This is a genomic window from Allosphingosinicella sp. (genome assembly GCF_035626655.1).
Classification (GTDB): domain Bacteria; phylum Pseudomonadota; class Alphaproteobacteria; order Sphingomonadales; family Sphingomonadaceae; genus Allosphingosinicella.
This window is the reverse complement of record NZ_DASPNF010000020.1, coordinates 153,869-172,696: the sequence shown is the minus strand read 5'-3', so window position 1 is coordinate 172,696 and position 18,828 is coordinate 153,869. Positions and strand designations below refer to the sequence as shown.

19 protein-coding genes are annotated in these 18,828 nt (G+C 67.1%); 13 read left to right on the top strand and 6 right to left on the bottom strand.

Annotated features, from left to right (window positions below; translation table 11 throughout):
- The 4 genes from dnaK to VEC11_RS16560 all read left to right on the top strand — a co-directional run.
- Positions 1 to 1,818: molecular chaperone DnaK (gene dnaK / locus VEC11_RS16575; protein WP_464134513.1), on the top strand; the 1,818-nt coding region annotated here is incomplete at its 5' end.
- A gap of 71 nt (positions 1,819 to 1,889) precedes the next feature.
- Entirely contained in the window at positions 1,890 to 3,026 is a 1,137-nt protein-coding gene (gene dnaJ, locus VEC11_RS16570) for a molecular chaperone DnaJ (RefSeq protein ID WP_464134510.1), read from the top strand.
- A gap of 124 nt (positions 3,027 to 3,150) precedes the next feature.
- A complete protein-coding gene (locus VEC11_RS16565; RefSeq protein WP_464134507.1) occupies positions 3,151 to 4,524 on the top strand; it encodes a TIR domain-containing protein in 1,374 nt (457 codons plus the stop codon).
- A 107-nt stretch (positions 4,525 to 4,631) separates the two neighbouring features.
- Positions 4,632 to 6,155, top strand: coding sequence for an SEL1-like repeat protein (locus tag VEC11_RS16560; RefSeq protein ID WP_464134504.1), 1,524 nt, complete (start codon positions 4,632 to 4,634; stop codon positions 6,153 to 6,155).
- A 781-nt stretch (positions 6,156 to 6,936) separates the two neighbouring features.
- On the opposite strand, the gene VEC11_RS16555 is transcribed toward VEC11_RS16560, so the two are convergent.
- Positions 6,937 to 7,638 (bottom strand): glutathione S-transferase N-terminal domain-containing protein, encoded by a 702-nt coding sequence (locus tag VEC11_RS16555; protein WP_464134499.1) that lies wholly within the window; start codon positions 7,636 to 7,638, stop codon positions 6,937 to 6,939.
- Positions 7,639 to 7,702: 64 nt separating this feature from the next.
- Between VEC11_RS16555 and VEC11_RS16550 the strand changes: the two genes are divergently transcribed.
- Complete coding sequence (locus VEC11_RS16550; RefSeq protein WP_464134493.1) at positions 7,703 to 8,599, top strand: MBL fold metallo-hydrolase; 897 nt, start codon at positions 7,703 to 7,705, stop codon at positions 8,597 to 8,599.
- Here the strand turns inward: VEC11_RS16550 and purB are convergent, their stop codons facing one another.
- Entirely contained in the window at positions 8,600 to 9,913 is a 1,314-nt protein-coding gene (purB, locus tag VEC11_RS16545) for an adenylosuccinate lyase (protein WP_464134491.1), read from the bottom strand.
- 44 nt (positions 9,914 to 9,957) lie between these two features.
- Positions 9,958 to 10,587, bottom strand: a complete 630-nt coding sequence (locus VEC11_RS16540; protein WP_464134486.1) for a DUF1287 domain-containing protein — start codon at positions 10,585 to 10,587, stop codon at positions 9,958 to 9,960.
- 115 nt (positions 10,588 to 10,702) lie between these two features.
- On the opposite strand from VEC11_RS16540, the gene VEC11_RS16535 reads away from it, so the two are divergent.
- On the top strand, positions 10,703 to 11,209 hold the full coding sequence (locus VEC11_RS16535; RefSeq protein WP_464134483.1) for a hypothetical protein: 507 nt from the start codon (positions 10,703 to 10,705) through the stop codon (positions 11,207 to 11,209).
- A gap of 72 nt (positions 11,210 to 11,281) precedes the next feature.
- Positions 11,282 to 12,148 carry a copper chaperone PCu(A)C domain-containing protein gene (locus VEC11_RS16530; protein WP_464134478.1) on the top strand — a complete coding sequence of 289 codons (867 nt, stop codon included), beginning with the start codon at positions 11,282 to 11,284 and terminating at the stop codon, positions 12,146 to 12,148.
- Here the strand turns inward: VEC11_RS16530 and radC are convergent.
- Both radC and VEC11_RS16520 read right to left on the bottom strand, forming a co-directional pair.
- Complete coding sequence (gene radC, locus VEC11_RS16525) at positions 12,145 to 12,828, bottom strand: RadC family protein (protein WP_464134473.1); 684 nt, start codon at positions 12,826 to 12,828, stop codon at positions 12,145 to 12,147. The genes VEC11_RS16530 and radC overlap by 4 nt on opposite strands.
- 73 nt (positions 12,829 to 12,901) lie before the next feature.
- Positions 12,902 to 13,666, bottom strand: coding sequence for a hypothetical protein (locus VEC11_RS16520; RefSeq protein ID WP_464134469.1), 765 nt, complete (start codon positions 13,664 to 13,666; stop codon positions 12,902 to 12,904).
- A 191-nt stretch (positions 13,667 to 13,857) separates the two neighbouring features.
- Between VEC11_RS16520 and VEC11_RS16515 the strand changes: the two genes are divergently transcribed.
- The 5 genes from VEC11_RS16515 to VEC11_RS16495 are packed head-to-tail and all read left to right on the top strand — an operon-like array spanning position 13,858 to position 16,376.
- Positions 13,858 to 14,202 (top strand): AtpZ/AtpI family protein, encoded by a 345-nt coding sequence (locus VEC11_RS16515; RefSeq protein ID WP_464134467.1) that lies wholly within the window; start codon positions 13,858 to 13,860, stop codon positions 14,200 to 14,202.
- The gene (locus VEC11_RS16510; RefSeq protein WP_464134464.1) at positions 14,203 to 14,976 is read left to right on the top strand and encodes a F0F1 ATP synthase subunit A; all 774 of its coding nucleotides are present in this window, start codon (positions 14,203 to 14,205) and stop codon (positions 14,974 to 14,976) included. It begins immediately after the preceding gene.
- 31 nt (positions 14,977 to 15,007) lie between these two features.
- Positions 15,008 to 15,235 carry a F0F1 ATP synthase subunit C gene (locus VEC11_RS16505; protein ID WP_464134461.1) on the top strand — a complete coding sequence of 76 codons (228 nt, stop codon included), beginning with the start codon at positions 15,008 to 15,010 and terminating at the stop codon, positions 15,233 to 15,235.
- A 54-nt stretch (positions 15,236 to 15,289) separates the two neighbouring features.
- Positions 15,290 to 15,784 (top strand): F0F1 ATP synthase subunit B family protein, encoded by a 495-nt coding sequence (locus VEC11_RS16500; RefSeq protein WP_464134459.1) that lies wholly within the window; start codon positions 15,290 to 15,292, stop codon positions 15,782 to 15,784.
- Positions 15,777 to 16,376 carry a F0F1 ATP synthase subunit B family protein gene (locus VEC11_RS16495; RefSeq protein WP_464134456.1) on the top strand — a complete coding sequence of 200 codons (600 nt, stop codon included), beginning with the start codon at positions 15,777 to 15,779 and terminating at the stop codon, positions 16,374 to 16,376. Before VEC11_RS16500 ends, VEC11_RS16495 begins: the two co-directional genes overlap by 8 nt.
- A gap of 140 nt (positions 16,377 to 16,516) precedes the next feature.
- On the opposite strand, the gene VEC11_RS16490 is transcribed toward VEC11_RS16495, so the two are convergent.
- Positions 16,517 to 16,834, bottom strand: coding sequence for an MmcQ/YjbR family DNA-binding protein (locus tag VEC11_RS16490; RefSeq protein ID WP_464134453.1), 318 nt, complete (start codon positions 16,832 to 16,834; stop codon positions 16,517 to 16,519).
- Positions 16,835 to 16,887: 53 nt separating this feature from the next.
- Between VEC11_RS16490 and uvrC the strand changes: the two genes are divergently transcribed.
- Positions 16,888 to 18,825: an excinuclease ABC subunit UvrC gene (gene uvrC, locus VEC11_RS16485; protein WP_464134450.1), complete on the top strand. Its 1,938-nt coding sequence runs from the start codon at positions 16,888 to 16,890 to the stop codon at positions 18,823 to 18,825.
- Positions 18,826 to 18,828: the final 3 nt, after the last annotated feature.

The following is an 18,828-nucleotide window of genomic DNA, read 5'->3' as shown; positions in this document are numbered from 1 at the left end:
ACGCCATCGGTGGTCGCGTTCACCAAGGATAACGAGCGGCTGATCGGCCAGCCGGCCAAGCGCCAGGCGGTCACCAACCCGGACAATACGATCTTCGCGGTGAAGCGGCTGATCGGCCGCCGCTTCGACGACCCGATCACCAAGAAGGACACCGAGCTGGTGCCCTACAAGATCGTCAAGGGCGCCAACGGCGACGCCTGGGTCCAGGCCGGCGGAAAGGATTATTCGCCGTCGCAGATCTCCGCCTTCATCCTGCAGAAGATGAAGGAAACGGCCGAGGCCTATCTCGGCGAGACGGTCGGCCAAGCGGTGATCACCGTCCCCGCATATTTCAACGACGCGCAGCGCCAGGCGACCAAGGATGCCGGGCAGATCGCCGGCCTCGAGGTGCTGCGCATCATCAACGAGCCGACCGCGGCGGCGCTCGCCTATGGGCTCGAGAAGCAGGACGGCAAGACGATCGCGGTCTACGACCTCGGCGGCGGCACCTTCGACATCTCGATCCTCGAGATCGGCGACGGCGTGTTCGAGGTGAAGTCGACCAATGGCGACACCTTCCTCGGCGGCGAGGATTTCGACGCGAAGATCGTCGATTTCCTGGCCGACGAGTTCAAGAAGCAGGAGGGCATCGACCTCCGGACCGACCGCCTCGCGCTGCAGCGCCTGAAGGAGGCCGCGGAGCGCGCCAAGATCGAGCTCAGCTCGGCGCAGACCACCGAGGTCAACCTGCCCTTCATCACCGCCGACGCGACCGGGCCGAAGCATCTGGTCAAGTCGATCAGCCGCGCCGATCTCGAGAAGCTCGTCGAGAGCCTGATCAAGCGGACGTTCGATCCCTGCAAGAAGGCGCTGGCCGATGCGGGCGTGAAGGCGGCCGACATCGACGAGGTCGTCCTGGTCGGCGGCATGACCCGCATGCCGCGCGTCCGCGACGTCGTGAAGGAGTTCTTCGGCAAGGAGCCGCATACCGGCGTCAACCCGGACGAGGTCGTCGCCATGGGCGCGGCGATCCAGGCCGGCGTGCTGCAGGGCGAGGTCAAGGACGTCCTCCTGCTCGACGTCACCCCGCTGTCGCTCGGCATCGAGACCCTGGGCGGCGTCTTCACCCGGATGATCGACCGCAACACCACGATCCCGACCAAGAAGACGCAGACCTATTCGACCGCCGAGGACAATCAGAATGCGGTGACCATCCGCGTCTTCCAGGGCGAGCGCGAAATGGCGGCGGACAACAAGATCCTCGGCCAGTTCGACCTGGTCGGGATTCCACCGGCGCCGCGCGGCGTGCCGCAGATCGAGGTCACCTTCGACATCGACGCCAACGGCATCGTCAACGTCCACGCCAAGGACAAGGGCACGGGCAAGGAGCAGCAGATCCGCATCCAGGCCTCCGGCGGCCTGTCCGACGCCGACATCGAGAAGATGGTGCAGGAAGCGGAGCAGTTTGCGGGCGAGGACAAGGCGCGCCGCGAGGCGGCCGAGGCGAAGAACAGCGCGGAAAGCCTGATCCACTCGACCGAGCAGCAGCTCAAGGAGCATGGCGACAAGGTCGACGGGTCGCTGAAGTCCGAGATCGAGGCGGCCGTCGCCGAGGCGAAGACCGCGGTCGAGGGTGGCGACACCGACACGATCAAGGCCAAGGCCGAAGCCCTCGCCCAGGTGGCGATGAAGATGGGCCAGGCGATCTACGAGAAGGACCAGCAGGCCGCCGCCTCGCCGGGCGCCGAAGCGCCGGGCGCCGAGGCGAATGCCGGCGCGGGCGACGAGGAAGTCGTCGACGCCGAATTCTCCGAGGTCGACGAGAACAACAAGGGCTGATGGAATGGTGCGCCCGCTTCTTTCCAGGCGAGGGGAGCGGGCGCCGTCCTTGAGGGGGTGTCGGCTTCGTCATGGTTGAAACCGACTATTACGACTTGCTCCAGGTCGAGCGGACCGCCGATGCGTCGACGATCAAGTCGGCCTATCGCAAGCTCGCCATGGAATGCCATCCGGACCGCAATGGCGGCTGCCGGGATGCGGAGGCGAAGTTCAAGGCGCTCTCCGAGGCCTATGACTGCCTGAAGGATCCGCAGAAGCGCGCCGCCTATGACCGGTTCGGCCATGCCGCCTTCCGCAATGGCGGGATGGGGGGCAATGGCGGCGGGGCGGGCCCGCAGGACTTCGGCTCCTTCGCCGACATTTTCGACAATATCTTCGGCGAGTTCATGGGCGGCGCCCAGCAGGGCCGCGGCCGCGGGCAGAATATCCGCCGCGGCTCCGACCTGCGCTACGACCTGGAGATCAGTCTCGAGGACGCCTTTCACGGCCGGGCGGTCGAGCTCAATGTCGAGACCACGGCGCGCTGCGAGCCCTGCGAGGGATCGGGCGCCAAGGCCGGCACCGGCGCCTCGGCCTGCACGATGTGCGGCGGCCGCGGCCAAGTCCGCGCGCGCAACGGCTTCTTCGTGGTCGAGCAGACCTGCCCGAGCTGCCGCGGCGCCGGCGAGATGATCGCCGATCCCTGCCCCTCCTGCCGGGGCGAGGGCCGGGTCGAGAAGCGCCGCCAGCTCAAGGTCGACATCCCCGCCGGCGTCGACGAGGGCACCCGCATCCGCCTCGCCGGCGAGGGCGAGGCCGGCGTCCGCTGCGGCCCGCCCGGCGATCTCTACATCTTCATCCACCTCGCCCGGCACGACATCTTCCAGCGCGAGGGCACGACCCTGTTCGCGCGCTGCCCGGTCAGCTTCACCACCGCCGCGCTCGGCGGCTGCATCGAGGTCCCCGGCCTCGACAAGGTGCGGCACGAGATCAGGATCCCCGCCGGCACCCAGTCCGGCAAGCAGCTCCGCCAGCGCGGCGCCGGCATGCCAAGCGTCAACGGCCGCGGCTTTGGCGACATGGTCATCCAGGTCGAGGTGGAAACCCCGACCAGGCTCAGCGCGAAGCAGCGCGAGCTGCTCGAGGCGTTCCGCGAGACCGAGACCGGCGAGGAATGCCCGAACTCGAAGGGCTTCTTCCAGAAGATCAAGGCCAAGCTGGGCGGCTGAAGACCCGGACCGGAAGATCAGCGGCCGCTTGCGGCAATAATCCCCAATACAGGCGTGACTCGCGACGCTTTCGCAGAGTAGGTTCGACGAAAAGAGCTGTCCGGCTTTGGGGGGCGAACGGCACATGGCGAGCGGCAAGGTCGAGCGCGGATCGGCGGGGGCGAAGCCTTTCCCGCGTCCCCGCGTGCGCCTCTCGCCGGTCGGCTTCTGGTCCTACTCGCGCAACGACGATCAATTTTCGCGCGGCCGACTCAGCCAGTTGCGTTCGTTGCTGCTCGCCGAGTTGCGCACGCAATATGGCCGGGACGACATTCAGCTTTTCCAGGACGTGAGTGCGATTCCCTCGGGCGCCGATTGGGAGCGCGTGACGAGCGGGGCCATCGGCGATTCGACCTTCTTCATCCCGATCATCACGCCCTTCTACATGCAAAGTGAGTGGTGCGCGCGCGAGACGAAGATGTTCGAGGCGCGGGAGCAGACGATCTTCGAGACCTATCCCGATCTTCCGCGCGACCGGCGCCGCATTTTTCCGCTGCTCTGGATCGACATCACCGGCAGCGAGCCGGTGGACGAGGCGGCATTCGCCGCCGTCAGGGCGGCGCAATGGACCGATTTCTCCGACATTCGTCATCGCAATCTGGAGAATAATGAAGACGCCCTCGCAAAGATTGCGGCGTTCGCGAGGGATATCGTGGACGTCCTGCAGCTCCGGGTCGCGGCGCCGCTGAGCGCGGAGGAAAAGGCCCAGCTGGCGCGCGACGCCGAGGAGGCCGAGCGCCGGGCCGAGGAGGAGCGGGGGCGGCAGAGGGCGGAGGAGGCGGAGAAGGAAAGGCTACGGGCCCTGGAGAGGGAACGGCTCGCCGTCGTCGAGGCGGAACGGCTCGCGGCGCAGGAGGAAAGGGATCGCCTCGCCAATGAAGCGCGAAAGCAGCAGGAGGCGGAACAGGCCGAGGCAGCGCGGAAGTGGGAGGCGGAGCGCCAGAAGGCCGAGGCGGAGCAGGAGGCTCAACGCCGGGCTGGACGCGGCGCCGACATCGCGCGTGGGGCCCACCTGCTTCGGCGGCCGGCGCTGTGGCTCGTGGCCGGAGCGGCTGTTGTCCTGTTCGTGTTGGCGCTGTGGGCTATGCGTTCCTCCGGCAACCGTGCGGATCAGAATGTCGCCGCGGTGGCCGAAAACGATGTCGCAGCCACCGTCGCCGACGTCGACGCTGCAGCGGCCATGACCGCCAACGCTGCCGCGCCGGTCGCCGCCCCGGGACCGGCGATCGACTGGCTGTTCAGGCGGTGGTCGATCCAGGGAAATTGTGGGCGTCCTTGGACGATTTCCCGAGAAGGAAATCGCATCATTTCCGTTTCCGGCGGCCAGCGCGACGTGGAAACGATACAAGGAACGAGCGAGGCCGAAATTCGCACTGATCGTAACATTTATCGGCGCAACGGCGATAATGTCGATGTCGTGAACGATACCTATCCATATCAGCTGAGGCCCTGCCCGTGATAACGCGCAGCGCAAGACTTACACTGCTCGCTTTCGGGACTTGCGCAGCCCTTTGGTCGGGAGCACCAGCCGGTGCGGCGGATGTCCGGGCCTGCGAGGCGGCCCGGATGGCCGGTATCTACCCTCCGGGTTGCCCGCGCCCGCAACGAATGCAGCGGGTCCGGTCGGCGCCGCAATTGCCTTTCGCGAGCCGTCGTGGAGGCGTCGGATCGGGTGGCTCTGCAGACCGGGCGGAAGCGGTTGCTGGTCTGAACCGGCTCGTTGAGGAACTTGGCGCGTCGCCATCCTCGATGAGTCCGGTCGCCCGAAATCAGATAATAAGCGGCAGCCTTCTGATCGAGCGTGGCGAGATTCAGCAGGGCGTGGCGTTGTTCAGGCGTGCGGCAAATGGGGGAGATGCCGTCGCCCAGACCATCATGGGGGTGCTCCACACCAGAGGTGAAGGGGTTTCCCAGGATCATGCGCAAGCGCTGGGCTGGTATCGGCTTGCTGCGGATAGCGGTCTTCCCGGGGCGGAGCGGCTCGTTGGTTTTCACCACGCCAATGGCTGGGGCGTTCCGCAGGATTTCGCTCAGGCCCTAAGCTGGTTCCGGCGAGCCGCCGATCGGGGTGATCCGGCCGCTCAGGGCATGCTCGGCTTCCTTTATTCCGCGGGCCTCGGGACGACTCGGGACCATGGCCAGGCTGTATATTGGTATCGCCGCGCCGCTGATCGAGGCGATGCGCAAGCGCAAAGCGGCCTTGGCGCGCTCTATGCCGATGGCCTCGGCGTGGCACAGGATTATCACCAGGCGATGATCTGGTTTCGTCGGGCGGCGGATCAAGGATTTGCGAGCGCACAGAATCGAATTGGCCTGCTCTACGACAATGGGCGCGGGGTCGCGCGTGACGCCGCCCAGGCGCTTCGTTGGTATCGTCTGGCGGCCGAGCAGAATTACTCCCCGGCACAGGTCAACCTGGGTTCCCTCTACGAGAGTGGAAATGGGATACCGCAGGACTATGCGCAGGCCATGATCTGGTACCGGCGTGCCGCAGACCAAGGCGACCCGGCGGGCCAGACATATGTCGGCTCCTTGTACGAGCATAGCCGCGGCGTAGCGCAGGATTACGGGCAGGCGGCGATCTGGTATCGCCGGGCCGCCGACCAGGGTTTCGAGGAAGCGCAGGTCAATCTTGGGATGCTTTACGAGGACGGAAACGGCGTGCCGCAGAACTATGCGGAGGCTATGACTTGGTACCGCCGCGCGGCCGATCAGGGATCAGCGATCGGCCAGAGCCAGGTCGCAACCCTATACCACCACGGTTTCGGGGTTCCCAAGGACCATCGCCAGGCGATGATCTGGTATAGGCGGGCCGCAGACCAAGGGGATGCGTTTGGGCAAGGTCAGCTCGGCGTTCTCTATGCGAGCGGAGAGGGAATTCCGCGCGACTATCAGCAGGCGATGATCTGGCTCCGCCGGGCGGCAGGCCAAGGGAATTTCCTCGCGCAACATCAAATCGCCCTCCTTTACGAAAATGGCCTTGGCGTGCCACGCAATCTCGATCAGGCGACTCATTGGCATCGGCTTTCGGCCGCCCGCGGAGGCCTCCTATCCCGGCAATGGCTGACGCAGCGCGGCCTAACCTGGTGATATGCAATGGAGGGGTCATAGCGAAGTGAAACGGGCTCTGATGCTATCGCAAGATATGCCGAAACGGGCGGCTATCCTTTTGGCGTGCAGTGCAGCATTAGTCTTCTCTATGCCCGCGCCTGCGCAGGACAGCCGCGCTTGCCAGGCCGCGCGGCAGGCGGGTCGCTATCCCCCGGGCTGCCCACAGCCTCAAGTGAGACGCTCGGATCGCCGCCCGTCGACTTCAACTGATCAGCGAACCGGCGCGGGTTCGCGAACGGGGACCAGAGCCACGAGCCCGTCCCCGCAGCTCACGCAGGTTGGCGATCCGAGGGGATTGGCGAAGCTCCGCCGCGTGTGGGGGGTGAGTCTGCAATGGGTCGATATGTCTGAGTCGCCCGCGCAATACGGAAGAGCGCGAGCGTTCAACCGAGGAGGATATATACACATTTCTGGGGAGCACCGATCTCCCAGTACAGGGGCGTGGGCGTCGATCGACGGTGACGTAATATTCATCAACAATGAGCGGCTAATATTACGCGGGACGATATCAATCTCGAACCATCCTCCCGGTCAGCCGAGTTGTACAAGAAGCGGAGACTTTACGTTTGTTGAATATGGCTACGGCAGAAGATATTGGCGTTTAGAAGGCCGTGTTTGCGCTGAAAGAAATGTTCTCGACGATTTGGACATATATTACTAGAAAATTGAACGACGACCGAGGCGTTCGAACCCATGGAGCGGTTACCCGCTCGGGTTCCAAGGCGAGTGCCTAGAGCGCGAGGGATTGGGACCGGTTCAACTAAACCCGCGCCGGGATCGTGATCCCCCGCTGCACCGCCGGCCGCGCCAGCCCGCGGTCGAGCCAGGCCGGCACATTCCTGAGTGAGTCATAATCGACGATCTCGCGCGCCTCGTAGAAGCCGATCAGGTTCCGCACCCAGCCCAGGGTCGCGATGTCGGCGATGCTGTACTCGTCCATGATCCAGTCGCGGCCCTCGAGGCGCGTTTCCAGCACGCCGAGCAACCTTTTGGATTCCGTCGCGTAGCGGTCGCGCGGGCGCTTGTCCTCATATTCCCGGCCCGCAAATTTGTGGAAGAAGCCGAGCTGGCCGAACATCGGCCCGAGCCCGCCCATCTGCCACATCAGCCACTGTATCGTCTGGTAGCGCGTTCCCGGGTCGCTCGACAGAAACTGACCGCTCTTCTCCGCCAGATAGATCAGGATCGCGCCGCTCTCGAACAGGCCGAGCGGCTTGCCGCCGGGTCCGTCCGGATCGATGATCGCGGGGATCTTGCCGTTCGGGTTGAGCGACAGATATTCCGGCGTCCAGCTCTCGTTCTGCAGGATGTCGATCAGATGCGGCTCATAGGGCAGGCCGGTCTCCTCCAGCATAATCGAGACCTTCACCCCGTTCGGCGTCGGCAGCCCGTAGAGCTGGATGCGGTCAGGATGCTCCGCGGGCCAGCGGGTGGTGACGGGGAAAGCGGAAAGATCGGCCATGCTTGAAACCTCCGGGTCGTTACGGCCAAGATAGGAGGCCGACCCGCGCTTGAAAGGGGACGTCATGCGCAAGCTTCTCGCCGCTCTCATCCTGTGCCACGCGCTGCCCGCAGCCGCCCAGCAGCCGCCGCCCCGGCCCGAGCTCAGGGTCGAGCGGATCGCGCCCGGCGTCGCCGTCCTGTTCGGCCGCGGCGGCAATATCGGGGTGTCCTACGGCGCCGACGGCAACATCCTGATCGACGACCAATATGCGCCGGCGACGGAGCGGGTAATCGCGGCGGTGCGGACGCTTGACCCGGACCCGATCCGCTATGTCCTCAACACCCACTGGCATGGCGATCATACCGGCGGGAACGAGAATCTCGGCCGCACCGGCACGGTGATCGTCGCGCACGACAATGTCCGCATCCGCATGACGATGGCGCAGGTGGTGCGCGGCGAGCGGGTGCCGCCCTCGCCCTCGGGCGCGCTGCCGGTGATCACCTTCTCGGAGGATCTGACCTTCCACCTGAACGGCGACGACATCCGCGCGATCCATGTCGACCACGCCCACACCGACGGCGACAGCCTGATCTACTGGACGCGCGCCAACGTGCTCCACATGGGCGATACCTTCTTCAACGGGCTGCTGCCGTTCATCGATCTGGACAGCGGCGGCTCGATCGACGGCGCGATCGCGGCGGTGGAGACGGCGCTCGGCCTCGCCAATGAGGAGACGCGGATCATCCCCGGCCACGGCCCGATGGCGCGCCGCGCCGACCTTGTCCGTTATCGCGACATGCTGCGCTCGCTGCGCGATTCCGTTGCCCGCGCAATCCGGCAGCGACGCACGCTCGAGCAGATCAAGGCGATGCGGCTGGTCGATCCCTTCGGCCTGCCCGACGGCTTCATTGCCCGCGACAGCCTGATCGAGACGATCTACCTGAGCCTGACCCGGCCGCCGGCCCGCGGTCACCGCTGATCAGTCGCCAAACACCCGCGCGAAGATCGTGTCGACATGCTTGAGATGATAGTCGAGGTCGAACTCGGCCTCGATCCGGGCAGGTGAGAGCAGGGCGGTCACCTCGGGATCGGCCTTGAGCAGGTCCAGCAGGCTGAGCTGCCCGTCCGCCTCCCAGACTTTCATCGCGTTGCGCTGGACGAGGGCATAGGCCTGCTCGCGGGTGGCGCCGGCCTGGGTGAGGGCGAGCAGCACGCGCTGGGAGTGGACGAGGCCGCCCATCCGGTCGAGATTGCGCTGCATCCGTTCCGGATAGACCAGTAATTTGTCGACCACGGAGGTGAGGCGGGCGAGCGCGAAGTCGAGCGTGATCGTCGCGTCCGGGCCGATATAGCGCTCGACCGAGGAGTGGGAGATGTCGCGCTCGTGCCAGAGCGCCACATTCTCCAGCGCGGGCGTCACCGCCGACCGCACCATGCGCGCCAGCCCGGTCAGATTCTCGGTCAGCACCGGGTTGCGCTTGTGCGGCATGGCCGAGGAGCCCTTCTGCCCCGGCGAGAAATATTCCTCCGCCTCGAGCACCTCGGTGCGCTGCAGGTGCCGGACCTCGATCGCCAGCCGCTCGATCGAGGACGCGATCACGCCGAGCGTGGCAAAGAACATCGCATGCCGGTCGCGCGGGATCACCTGGGTGGAGACGGGCTCGACCTTCAGCCCCATCACCGCGGCGACATGCGCCTCCACGCGCGGGTCGATATTGGCGAAGGTGCCGACCGCGCCGGAGATGGCGCAGGTGGCGACGTCGTCCCGCGCCGCCGCCAGCCGGGCGCGGTTGCGCGAGAATTCGGCATAGGCCTGGGCCAGCTTCAGCCCGAAGGTCACGGGCTCGGCATGGATGCCGTGGCTGCGGCCGATCGTGGGGGTCAATTTGTGCTCGTGCGCGCGGCGCTTCAGCACCGCGAGCAATTCGTCCAGGTCGGCGATCAGCAGGTCCGCCGCCCGCTTCAGCTGCACGGCGAGGCAGGTGTCGAGCACGTCGGAGCTGGTCATCCCCTGGTGGAGGAAGCGCGCCTCGGGGCCCACCTGCTCCGCCACCCAGGTCAGGAAGGCGATCACGTCATGCCTGGTCACCGCCTCGATCGCGTCGATCGCGGCGACGTCGATCTCAGGCTTCGTCGCCCACCAGGCCCAGACCCTTTCCGCCGCCGCCTTCGGCACCGTGCCGAGCTCGGCCATCGCGTCCAGCGCATGCGCCTCGATCTCGAACCAGATGCGCAGGCGCGTCTCCGGCTCCCAGAGGGCGGTCATGGCGGGGCGGGCATAACGGGGGATCATGGCGCGCGCCTAGCAATGCGGCGGGCGAGGCGCAACGGAAGCGCTCAGGCGAGGCCCCAGCGGTAGCGGCCGGTGACCGGCCAGTCGCGCAGCGCATCCTCCTCGCGGGCGCCGAGGCCGATATTGTGGATGATCAGCCAGCCATTTCGCCCGCGCCGGTCGGAGACCAGGCCGATATGGGTGCTGCGATTCTCCACGAGCGAGGTGAAGATGTCGCCCGGCTGCCAGCACGAGGCGTCGCGCGGCACGGGCAGCGAGGCGCCGTGGCGCGTGAACCAGGTGCGCAGGTTCGGCACGCGGCGATGGTCGATATTGGGATCGGGCCGGCTGAGGCCCCAGGTCCTGGGATAGGCGGCGAAGGCCCGGCGCATGTCGGCATTGACCAGCGCCTGCAGATCCTCCGCCAAAGCATCGCGATAGGCGCGAATGATCACCTCGGTGCAGCTGCCTGTGCTCCGCGGCACGTCGCCGCCGGGAAAGGCGAGCTCGGCATAGGTGCCGTTCCAGCTGGTCGTCACCCCGATCTGCCGCCGCGCCGCCGCGATCAGCCGGCCCGCCTTGCCGGGCGCGGGCGGCGGCTGGGTTGCGGCCTCCTGTCCCGCCTCGCGCCCGCAGCCGGCGAGCGTCAGGCTCGCGCCGGCGCCGAGCAGCAGGGAGCGGCGGTCGATGGTCATGGCCGGAGGATAGCGCGCTCCCGGACGGCAGGCGAGGGCCCGGTTTGAACGATCGTTCAAATGCTCTTGACCATGTTTGAATGATCGTTCAAATCGTCGGCAAGGGAGGACTTCAATGCTTGCACTGGCGATCGCAATGCTCGCCGCGCAGACGGCGCAGACGCCGGCGCTGGCCACCGAGTTGCAGCCTTTGGCCTTCCTCGTCGGCTCTTGCTGGCGCGCGACCTTCCCGAACAGCACGAGCACCGACACCCATTGCTACACGGCGATGCTCGGCGGCCGCTACATCCGCGACGTTCATGTCGTCGAGGGCGGGCCGACGCCTTATGGCGGTGAGGCAATCTACCGCTGGGATCCGCAGGCCCGGCGGCTCCGCTTCGAATATTATGCGACCGACGGCGGCTATAGCAGCGGTTTCGCCGATCCCGCCCCGCTCGGAATCAATTTCCCCGAGGAGAATTATGTCGGCGGCAACGGCCAGGCGATGACCCTGCGCACGGTGCAGAGCGGCCAGGGCGACGCCTATTCGCGCACGACCTCCGCCCGCCAGGCCGACGGCAGCTGGCGCGAGATGTGGACGATGCGTTTCACCCGCGTCGGGCCGGCGACGGCACCGCGCTAGACCAGGCCGTAAATCCCCGGCTCATCTTCCCGCGCCCACCATGGCCTGATCGAGCGTCCGGGGAGCTTCGCCATGTCGCTGCTGCTGGCCATGATGCTGACGTCGATCACGGCGCGCGGACCCATCAATCCGATCGTCGTCGCCGCCCCCGCGGGGGCGAACGCCGCGCTCTATTTCACGCTCCGCAATTCGAGCCACCAGGAGGACCGGCTGGTCCGCGTGACCTGCGACTGCGCCGAGCGGATCGAACTTCTCGCCGCGGGCGATGGCGGCCTTCACCTGGAAGGGGAGTCCCTCTTCATGCCGCCGGAGCGGCTACTGGAGCTCAGGCCGGGGGCGAGCCGTCACCTGATGCTGCTCCGCCTCCGCCGTCGCCTGGTCGCGGGCGAGACGGTCGAGATGGTCTTTCATTATGCCCAGGGCTCCGAGGAAGAGACTGTCCTGGTCGTGGCGGACTCCCAGGCGGGCTGGACGACGGGCATGGCGGCGATCAGGCCGCGGATCATGGCGCTGGCCGGCCTCGCCGGCTGGTGCTGGCGCGGTACCTTCCCCGGCGGGCGGCGGACCGACATGCGCTGCTTCTCGCCGGCCTACGGCATGTTCATGCAGGACCGCTACCTCATCGAGGGCGGGGCGGCACCCGTCTCGGGCTACACCAGCTATCTCCACGACATCATGGCCAGGTCGACCGGCTACCGCTACCGCGCGCCCGACGGCGGGCAGCGCTATGGCCGCCTCGTCCCGATGGGCACGGGCGTGCAGTTCCTGGATTATGCCGACCCGCCCACGGCGGAACCCGATCGCCGCACGTCATGGACCCCCGACGGAACCGATGCCTGGCTCGTCACCGGTGAGGTGCGGCGGTCCTCCGGCTGGCGGGAAAGCTGGCGCCTGCGCATGGTCCGCGCGGGGCCGTCGCCGCCGTTTCTCTGGCCCTAGATCAGCCCCTCCGCGCGCAGGCTCTTGTGGCCGTTCGCGCCCATGATGATGTGGTCGTGGAGGGTGACGTTGAGGTGGCGCCCCGCCTCGGCAAGGTCGCGGGTGAGGCGAATGTCCTGCTGGCTCGGCGAGGGATCGCCCGACGGGTGGTTGTGGACGACGATGATCGCGGTCGCGTGCAGGTCGAGCGCGCGGCGCATGATCTCTCGGATATAGACCGCGGATTCGTCGACCGAGCCCTCCCACATCTGCTCGTTGGCGATCAGGATGTTGCGGGAGTTCAGGAAGAGCACGCGGACATGCTCGACCGGCAGGTGCGCCATGTCGGCGCGCAGATAGTCGAGCAGGGCCTGCCAGGAGGCGAGCACGGGCCGTGCCTTCACCCCCTGCTCGAGCAGGCGCAGCGCCGAGGCCTGGGCGATCTTCAGCGCCGCCACCGCGCCCTCGCTCAGCTCGCCGACCCGCGCGATCGCGGCCGGGTCCGCGGCCATCAGCCCGCCATAGCCGCCGAACTCGCGCAGCAATTTCTTGGCGAGCGGCTTGGTGTCGCGGCGGGGAATCGCCAGGGCGAGCAGATATTCGACCAGCTCATGGTCGAGCAAAGCGTCCGGCCCGCCCTCGAACAGGCGCTGCCGCAACCGGGCGCGATGCCCGCTGCCGTCTTCGGAGGCGTCGGCCATGCGTGGAAATTAGGCCGGGACGTAAGCCGAAGTAAATGCAGGATAATTCCTCCATTTCGGAGGAATCCGCGGGTCAGGCGCCCGGACAGCTCCGCCGCCGCCGTCCCCGCGTCTCGCCGGGGAGGCCGAAGGCGACGCGGTAGCGCTGCTTCATCACCCCGATCATCTCGGCGGTCATGTCGAAATCGATCGCGTAAGGACGCGGCGCGTCCGGATCGACCGCCCGCGAATCCTCCGGCGTCACATAAGCCCGCATGGCGAGGATGCGGCCGCGGCCGTTGCAGATCGGGGCGACCTGCTGATCCTCGATGTCCGGGCAGGCCATGTCGAGCTCGCGCAGCTGCAGCTCGGCGCGACGGGCGCGGACCGCTTCCGACAGCGCATGGCAGAAGCTGTCCTGCGCCGCCCTGATGCCGCGCGGCCGGCTCCAGAAGAAGAAATTGTCGAACGTCTCGGCGCCGAAGAGATTGACCAGGTCGAGCCGCTCGCGGTTACGCGGATCGAACATGATCGTCTCGACCCGTTGCCCGTCCCAGGCGTCGGTGGTGCCGGTCAGCGCGACGATCTCCGGCAGCTCCGCGTCCAGGCGGTAATTTGTCTCGAAGCGCAGCCGTCCGTTTTGACCATTCTCGGCCGCCGCCTCGGCGAGCGCGGCCTCGGCCTCGGTCGCCCGCTCGCGCAGGAGCCCGTCCAGCCCCGCGATCCGCGCCGCCGCCATCGGATAGGTGAAGCGGAAGCTGTACGTCTCGGTGTCGCGGATGACGCAGGCCGTGTCGGCCGGGCAGGGGGCCGGGGCCGCGGCGCTCAGGGCGAGCGAAAAGAGAAGCGGATTCAACATTGCCGCCCGATTATCCTGCCGCGCGTTGTTACGCCAGCCTCCGCGCGATGATGCGGTGCAGCATGGATGTGTTGACTTGGCCCCCTGCCTTGCTAAAGGGACCGCGCCTTGGCGGGTTCGTTCGCCGGCATGTCCCCCGCCCTCGTGCATCGCGCTTTCCCAAGCGTGCGGCGGCACAGGAGAAGGACGACGTGCAGGAAGACGAGCCCGGGCAGGACCCGAAGTCTCCCCAGGATGCGCGACTGGCCTCGCTCGATGAGCGGCTCGCCAGAGCGCAGGCCGAAGAGGCGAAGCGGACCGGCGCGAACGGCCCGATGGCGGACAATATGGTCTACTATCGGTCGCCCGCCTACCGCGTTCTCTCGGTTCTGGTCGGGTTTCCGCTCGGTGCGGCGCTGATCGGTCTGCTGATCGATCGTCTCGCCGGCACGCGGGGCGCCTGGGTCGTGGCGGTGCTGCTCGGCTTCATCGCCGCGGTCTGGGAAGTGTGGAAGATTTCAACGCAGAAGCCCGGACGGGCTGAGGGAAGCGACTAAGTGGCGGCCGAATCCAGAATCGACCCGATGCACCAGTTCCAGATCAACCCGCTCGCGGGCAATCTGGACGGGAGCCCCTTCGTCTTCACCAACAGCGCCTTGTGGATGCTCATCATCCTCGCGCTCCTCTGGCTGTTCATGCTCGGCGGGATGAAGCGCCAGCTCGTTCCCGGCCGCTGGCAGGCGATGGTCGAGGGTGTCACCGGCTTCGTCGAATCGATGCTGTCGATGAGCGTCGGACCGCAGGGACGCAAGTTCGTCCCCTGGGTCTTCACCATCTTCATGTTCATCCTCTTCGCCAATTTGCTCGGGCTGATGCCGCTCGCTCTGGTCGGCGTGCATCCCTTCACCGTGACGAGCCAGTTCACGATCACCGGCGTGATGGCGGTGATGAGCTTCTCGATCGTGCTGATCACCGGCTTCTGGCGGCACAAGCTGCACTTCTTCTCACTGTTCGTGCCCCACGGCACGCCATTCCTGCTCAAGCTGCTGATCGTGCCGATCGAGTTCATCTCCTTCATGGTGCGTCCGTTCAGCCTCGCCATCCGACTGTTCGTGGCGATGATCGCCGGCCACATCCTGGTCGAGGTGTTTGCCAATTTCGTCGTGCAGGGGCTCAATGCCGGCGGCGCGATCGGGCCGGCGATCAGCGCTGTCTCGTTCGTCTTCATCATCGGCGTGATGGCGCTCGAGATCCTCGTCTGCGCGATCCAGGCCTATGTCTTCGCCTTGCTGACGTCGCTCTACATCAACGACGCCGTGAATCTTCACTAGCTTTCCAACCGTTTCACAAAGGAGATTATCAATGGAACTTCTCGCAGCCAAAGTGATCGGCGCCGGCCTCGCGGCCATCGGCGTCGGTGCGGCCGCCATCGGCGTCGGCATCGTCTTCGGTCAGTTCCTCAACAGCGCGATCCGCAACCCCGCGGCTGCCGACGGTCAGCAGGGCCGCCTGTTCATCGGCTTCGCGGCCGCCGAGCTGCTCGGCCTGATGGCCTTCGTCGTCGCCATGATCATCCTCTACGCCGTTTAGGAGCGGACGCGGCGGGCCGGGGCGCAGGCCCCGCCCGCTGCCGGAGGAAGGCCGATGCCTCAGCTCAATCAGATCGCGCTCGTCGCCTATTCGCAGCTCTTCTGGCTGCTGCTCGTCCTTGCCGTCATCTATTTCGGCATCGGCAAGCTGATGCTGCCGAAGATCCAGTCGACCGTTGAGGCGCGCGACAAGCGCATCGCGGACGATCTCGCCGCCGCCCAGGCGGCAAGGCTCGCGGCCGACGAGACGGAGGCGGCCTATCGCGCCCGCATCGACGAGAGCCGGGCCGAGGCGCTGAAGGTGTCGGCCGCCGCCAAGGCCTCCTCCGCCAGGGCGACCGAGGAGCGGATGCGGGTCGCCGCCGAGGCGAACCAGGCGAAGGTCGAGGAAGCCGAAGCGCGGATCCGCGCGGCGGCCGATGCGGCGCTCGCCGAGATCGAGGACGTCGCCGCCGGGGCGGCGCAGGACATGGTGAGCCGACTGGCGGGGGTGAGCGTCTCCGCCGCCGACGCGAAGCGGGCCGTGAAGGCGGCAATGGCCAATGGCTAATCACAACCTCCCGGTAGCGAACGACGCCCATCCCGCCCCCGCGGCGGGCGAGACCCATGCGACCACCGAGGCGCATGGCGGCGCGGCCGCGCATCACGAGGAACCGACCGCCCTCGGCCTCACCCCGCCGATGTGGATCGCCCTCGCCATGGTCGCCGTCTTCGCGATCCTGCTCTGGAAGCGCGTCCCGTCGCTGATCGGCAAGGCGCTCGACAAGAAGATCGCCGGCATCCGCGAGCAGCTGGACGAGGCCGCGACCCTGCGCGCCGAGGCCGAGGCGCTGAAGGCCGAATATGAGGCCAAGTCGGCCCAGGCCGGGGCCGAGGCCGCGACCATGCTGGAGCGCGCCCGCGCCGAGGCCGATTCGATCGTCTCCAAGGCCGAAGCCGACGCCGCCGCGCTGGTCGAGCGCCGCACCCGCATGGCCGAGGACAAGATCGCCGCCGCCGAGCGCGCCGCCCTGGACGAGGTCCGCGCCAGGGCCGCCCTTGCCGCCTCTGCCGCCGCCGAGATGCTGATCCGTGACAAGCTCGACGCCGCCGCCGACAAGGCGATGATCGACTCGACGATCGCGGAGCTCGGCCGGCGCTGATTTCTTCTCCCCAATCGGCGATTGGGGAGGGGGCCACCAATTTTGGTGGTGGAGGGGTAAGGCCCTCCGACTCCCCGCTTGTTACCCCTCCACCGGCAAATTGCCGGTTCTCCTCCCCATCGGCACGATGGAGAGGAAACTCACTTGGGCGCCCGTTTCGCCCAAGCCCAGGCCAGCGCCCGCTCCAGCCACTCGTCGGACACCTCGGCGAGGCCCACCACGGTCGATCCGTCGCGCCCCCACGCCCCCGCGGCCGGCCGGAACGCCTCGGGCTCCGCGGCCATCGCCAGCTCCTGCTGCTCGGGCAGAAGCATCACCGCGCCAGTGCCCTTGCCGGCGCCGTGCAGCGTCGCGAAGATCTTACCGCCCACCCGGAAATCCGGATGGCCCATATGCGCCTGCTCCTCGGCGCCGGGGAAGGCGAGGGCGAGGCGGCGGAAATCGTCGGCGCTGGCCATGGCGCAGGCTTATCATGGTGGCGGGAGGCGCGCCAAATCCCTAGATCGTCCCCATGTCCGCCGACCGCCCCGACTTTCCCAACGCGGCCACCCGCTTCAACGAGGAGAAGGCGACCTATGCGCTGAAGGGTTCCGACAAGCCTGACCTCGATGCGGGCGTCGCGGCGATCCGCGCCGTGGTGAAGACGCTGCCGGTGCGCCCCGGCGTCTACCGGATGCTCGATGCGCGCGGCGACGTCCTCTATGTCGGCAAGGCGCGGGCGCTGAAGAACCGCGTCACCCAATATACCCAGGTCGCACGCCAGCCGAAGCGGATCCAGCGCATGGTCTCGCAGACCCGCGCCATGCAGATCGTGACCACGCACAGCGAGGCCGAGGCCTTGCTGCTCGAGGCGCAGCTGATCAAGCGCTACCGGCCGCCCTACAACGTCCTGCTGCGCGACGACAAAAGCTTTCCCTTCATCCTGCTGCGCGAGGATCACGATTTCCCCCGCGTCCAGCTCCACCGCGGCGCGCGCCGCTACAAGGGCCAATATTACGGGCCGTTCGCAAGCGCCGGCTCGGTCCGCAACACGCTTAACAGCCTGCAGAAGCTCTTCCTGCTAAGAAGCTGCACCGACAGCTTTTTCGCCAACCGGACGCGGCCCTGCCTGCTCTACCAGATCCGCCGCTGCAGCGCGCCCTGCGTCGGCCGGATCGACGCGGCCGGCTATGACGAACTGGTCCAGGACGCCAAGGATTTCCTCGGCGGCAAGTCGACCAAGATCCAGCAGAAGCTCGGCACGCTCATGTCCGAAGCGTCGGAGGCGATGAACTTCGAGCTGGCCGCGGTCTATCGCGACCGCCTGCGCGCGCTCACCTATGTCCAGGGCAGCCAGGTCATCCATGCCGAGCGGCTCGGCGATGCCGACATTTTCGCATTGGCCTGCAAGGGCGGGACGATGTGCATCCAGGCCTTCTTCATCCGCGGCGGGCAGAATTGGGGGCATCGCAGCTTCTTCCCGGCCCATACGAACGACGTGCCGGAAGCTGAGGTTCTGCAAAGCTTTCTTGTCCAGTTCTACGAGGAGGTCCCGCCGCCGCCTCTGGTCCTGACCGACCGGGCCATGCCCGAGACCGCCTTGCTCGCCGAGGCCTTTACCGAACGCGCCGGCCGCAAGGTGCAGCTCAGGGTGCCGCAACGCGGCGACCAGGTGCGGATGATCAGGCAGGCCGCGCGCAATGCCGAGGAGGAACTGGACCGCCGCCTCGCCGAGACCTCGACCATGGCCAGGAACCTGCGCGAGATCGCCGACGCCTTCGAGTTGCCCGAGCCGCCCGAGCGGATCGAGGTCTATGACAACAGCCATGTCATGGGCACGAATGCGGTCGGCGCGATGATCGTCGCCGGGCCCGAGGGCTTCCGCAAGAACCAGTATCGCAAGTTCAACATCCGCCGGGCCGAGACCACGCCCGGCGACGATTTCGCGATGATGCGCGAGATGCTCGGCCGCCGCTTCGCCCGGCTCGAGAAGGAGGATCCGGACCGCTCGAAAGGCGACTGGCCGGACCTCTTGCTGATCGACGGCGGCAAGGGCCAGCTCAGCGCCGTCTGCGAGGTGATGGAGGATGCCGGCGTCCACGACGTCCCCGTCGTCGCCGTCTCCAAGGGCCCGGACCGCAATGCCGGCCGCGAGATCTTCCATCTCCCCGGCGGGCGCGAGATCACCTTCCCGATGAACGCGCCGGTGCTCTTCTACCTGCAGCGTCTTCGCGACGAGGCCCACCGCTTCGCCATCGGTGCCCACCGCCAAAAGCGCGCCAAGGCCTTCACCGGCAGCACGCTCGACGACGTGCCGGGCATCGGCCCGGGCCGCAAGCGCGCGCTGCTGATGCATTTCGGGACTGCGCGGGCGGTGCGGAACGCGGCTCTGCAGGATCTGGAGAAAGCGCCCGGAATCTCATCTTCGGTGGCGCGCAAGGTCTACGATTATTTCCACCCTGGCGGATAATTT

Coding starts and splice junctions, on each gene's coding strand:
- dnaJ (WP_464134510.1), top strand. CDS start 1,890: ATGGTTGAAACCGACTATTACGACTTGCTCCAGGTCGAGCGGACCGCC.
- VEC11_RS16505 (WP_464134461.1), top strand. CDS start 15,008: ATGGAACTTCTCGCAGCCAAAGTGATCGGCGCCGGCCTCGCGGCCATC.
- purB (WP_464134491.1), bottom strand. CDS start 9,913: ATGATCCCCCGTTATGCCCGCCCCGCCATGACCGCCCTCTGGGAGCCG.
- radC (WP_464134473.1), bottom strand. CDS start 12,828: ATGGCCGACGCCTCCGAAGACGGCAGCGGGCATCGCGCCCGGTTGCGG.
- VEC11_RS16540 (WP_464134486.1), bottom strand. CDS start 10,587: ATGACCATCGACCGCCGCTCCCTGCTGCTCGGCGCCGGCGCGAGCCTG.
- VEC11_RS16520 (WP_464134469.1), bottom strand. CDS start 13,666: ATGTTGAATCCGCTTCTCTTTTCGCTCGCCCTGAGCGCCGCGGCCCCG.
- VEC11_RS16530 (WP_464134478.1), top strand. CDS start 11,282: ATGTCGCTGCTGCTGGCCATGATGCTGACGTCGATCACGGCGCGCGGA.
- VEC11_RS16535 (WP_464134483.1), top strand. CDS start 10,703: ATGCTTGCACTGGCGATCGCAATGCTCGCCGCGCAGACGGCGCAGACG.
- uvrC (WP_464134450.1), top strand. CDS start 16,888: ATGTCCGCCGACCGCCCCGACTTTCCCAACGCGGCCACCCGCTTCAAC.
- VEC11_RS16495 (WP_464134456.1), top strand. CDS start 15,777: ATGGCTAATCACAACCTCCCGGTAGCGAACGACGCCCATCCCGCCCCC.
- VEC11_RS16490 (WP_464134453.1), bottom strand. CDS start 16,834: ATGGCCAGCGCCGACGATTTCCGCCGCCTCGCCCTCGCCTTCCCCGGC.
- VEC11_RS16550 (WP_464134493.1), top strand. CDS start 7,703: ATGCGCAAGCTTCTCGCCGCTCTCATCCTGTGCCACGCGCTGCCCGCA.
- VEC11_RS16555 (WP_464134499.1), bottom strand. CDS start 7,638: ATGGCCGATCTTTCCGCTTTCCCCGTCACCACCCGCTGGCCCGCGGAG.
- VEC11_RS16565 (WP_464134507.1), top strand. CDS start 3,151: ATGGCGAGCGGCAAGGTCGAGCGCGGATCGGCGGGGGCGAAGCCTTTC.
- VEC11_RS16500 (WP_464134459.1), top strand. CDS start 15,290: ATGCCTCAGCTCAATCAGATCGCGCTCGTCGCCTATTCGCAGCTCTTC.
- VEC11_RS16560 (WP_464134504.1), top strand. CDS start 4,632: ATGGCCGGTATCTACCCTCCGGGTTGCCCGCGCCCGCAACGAATGCAG.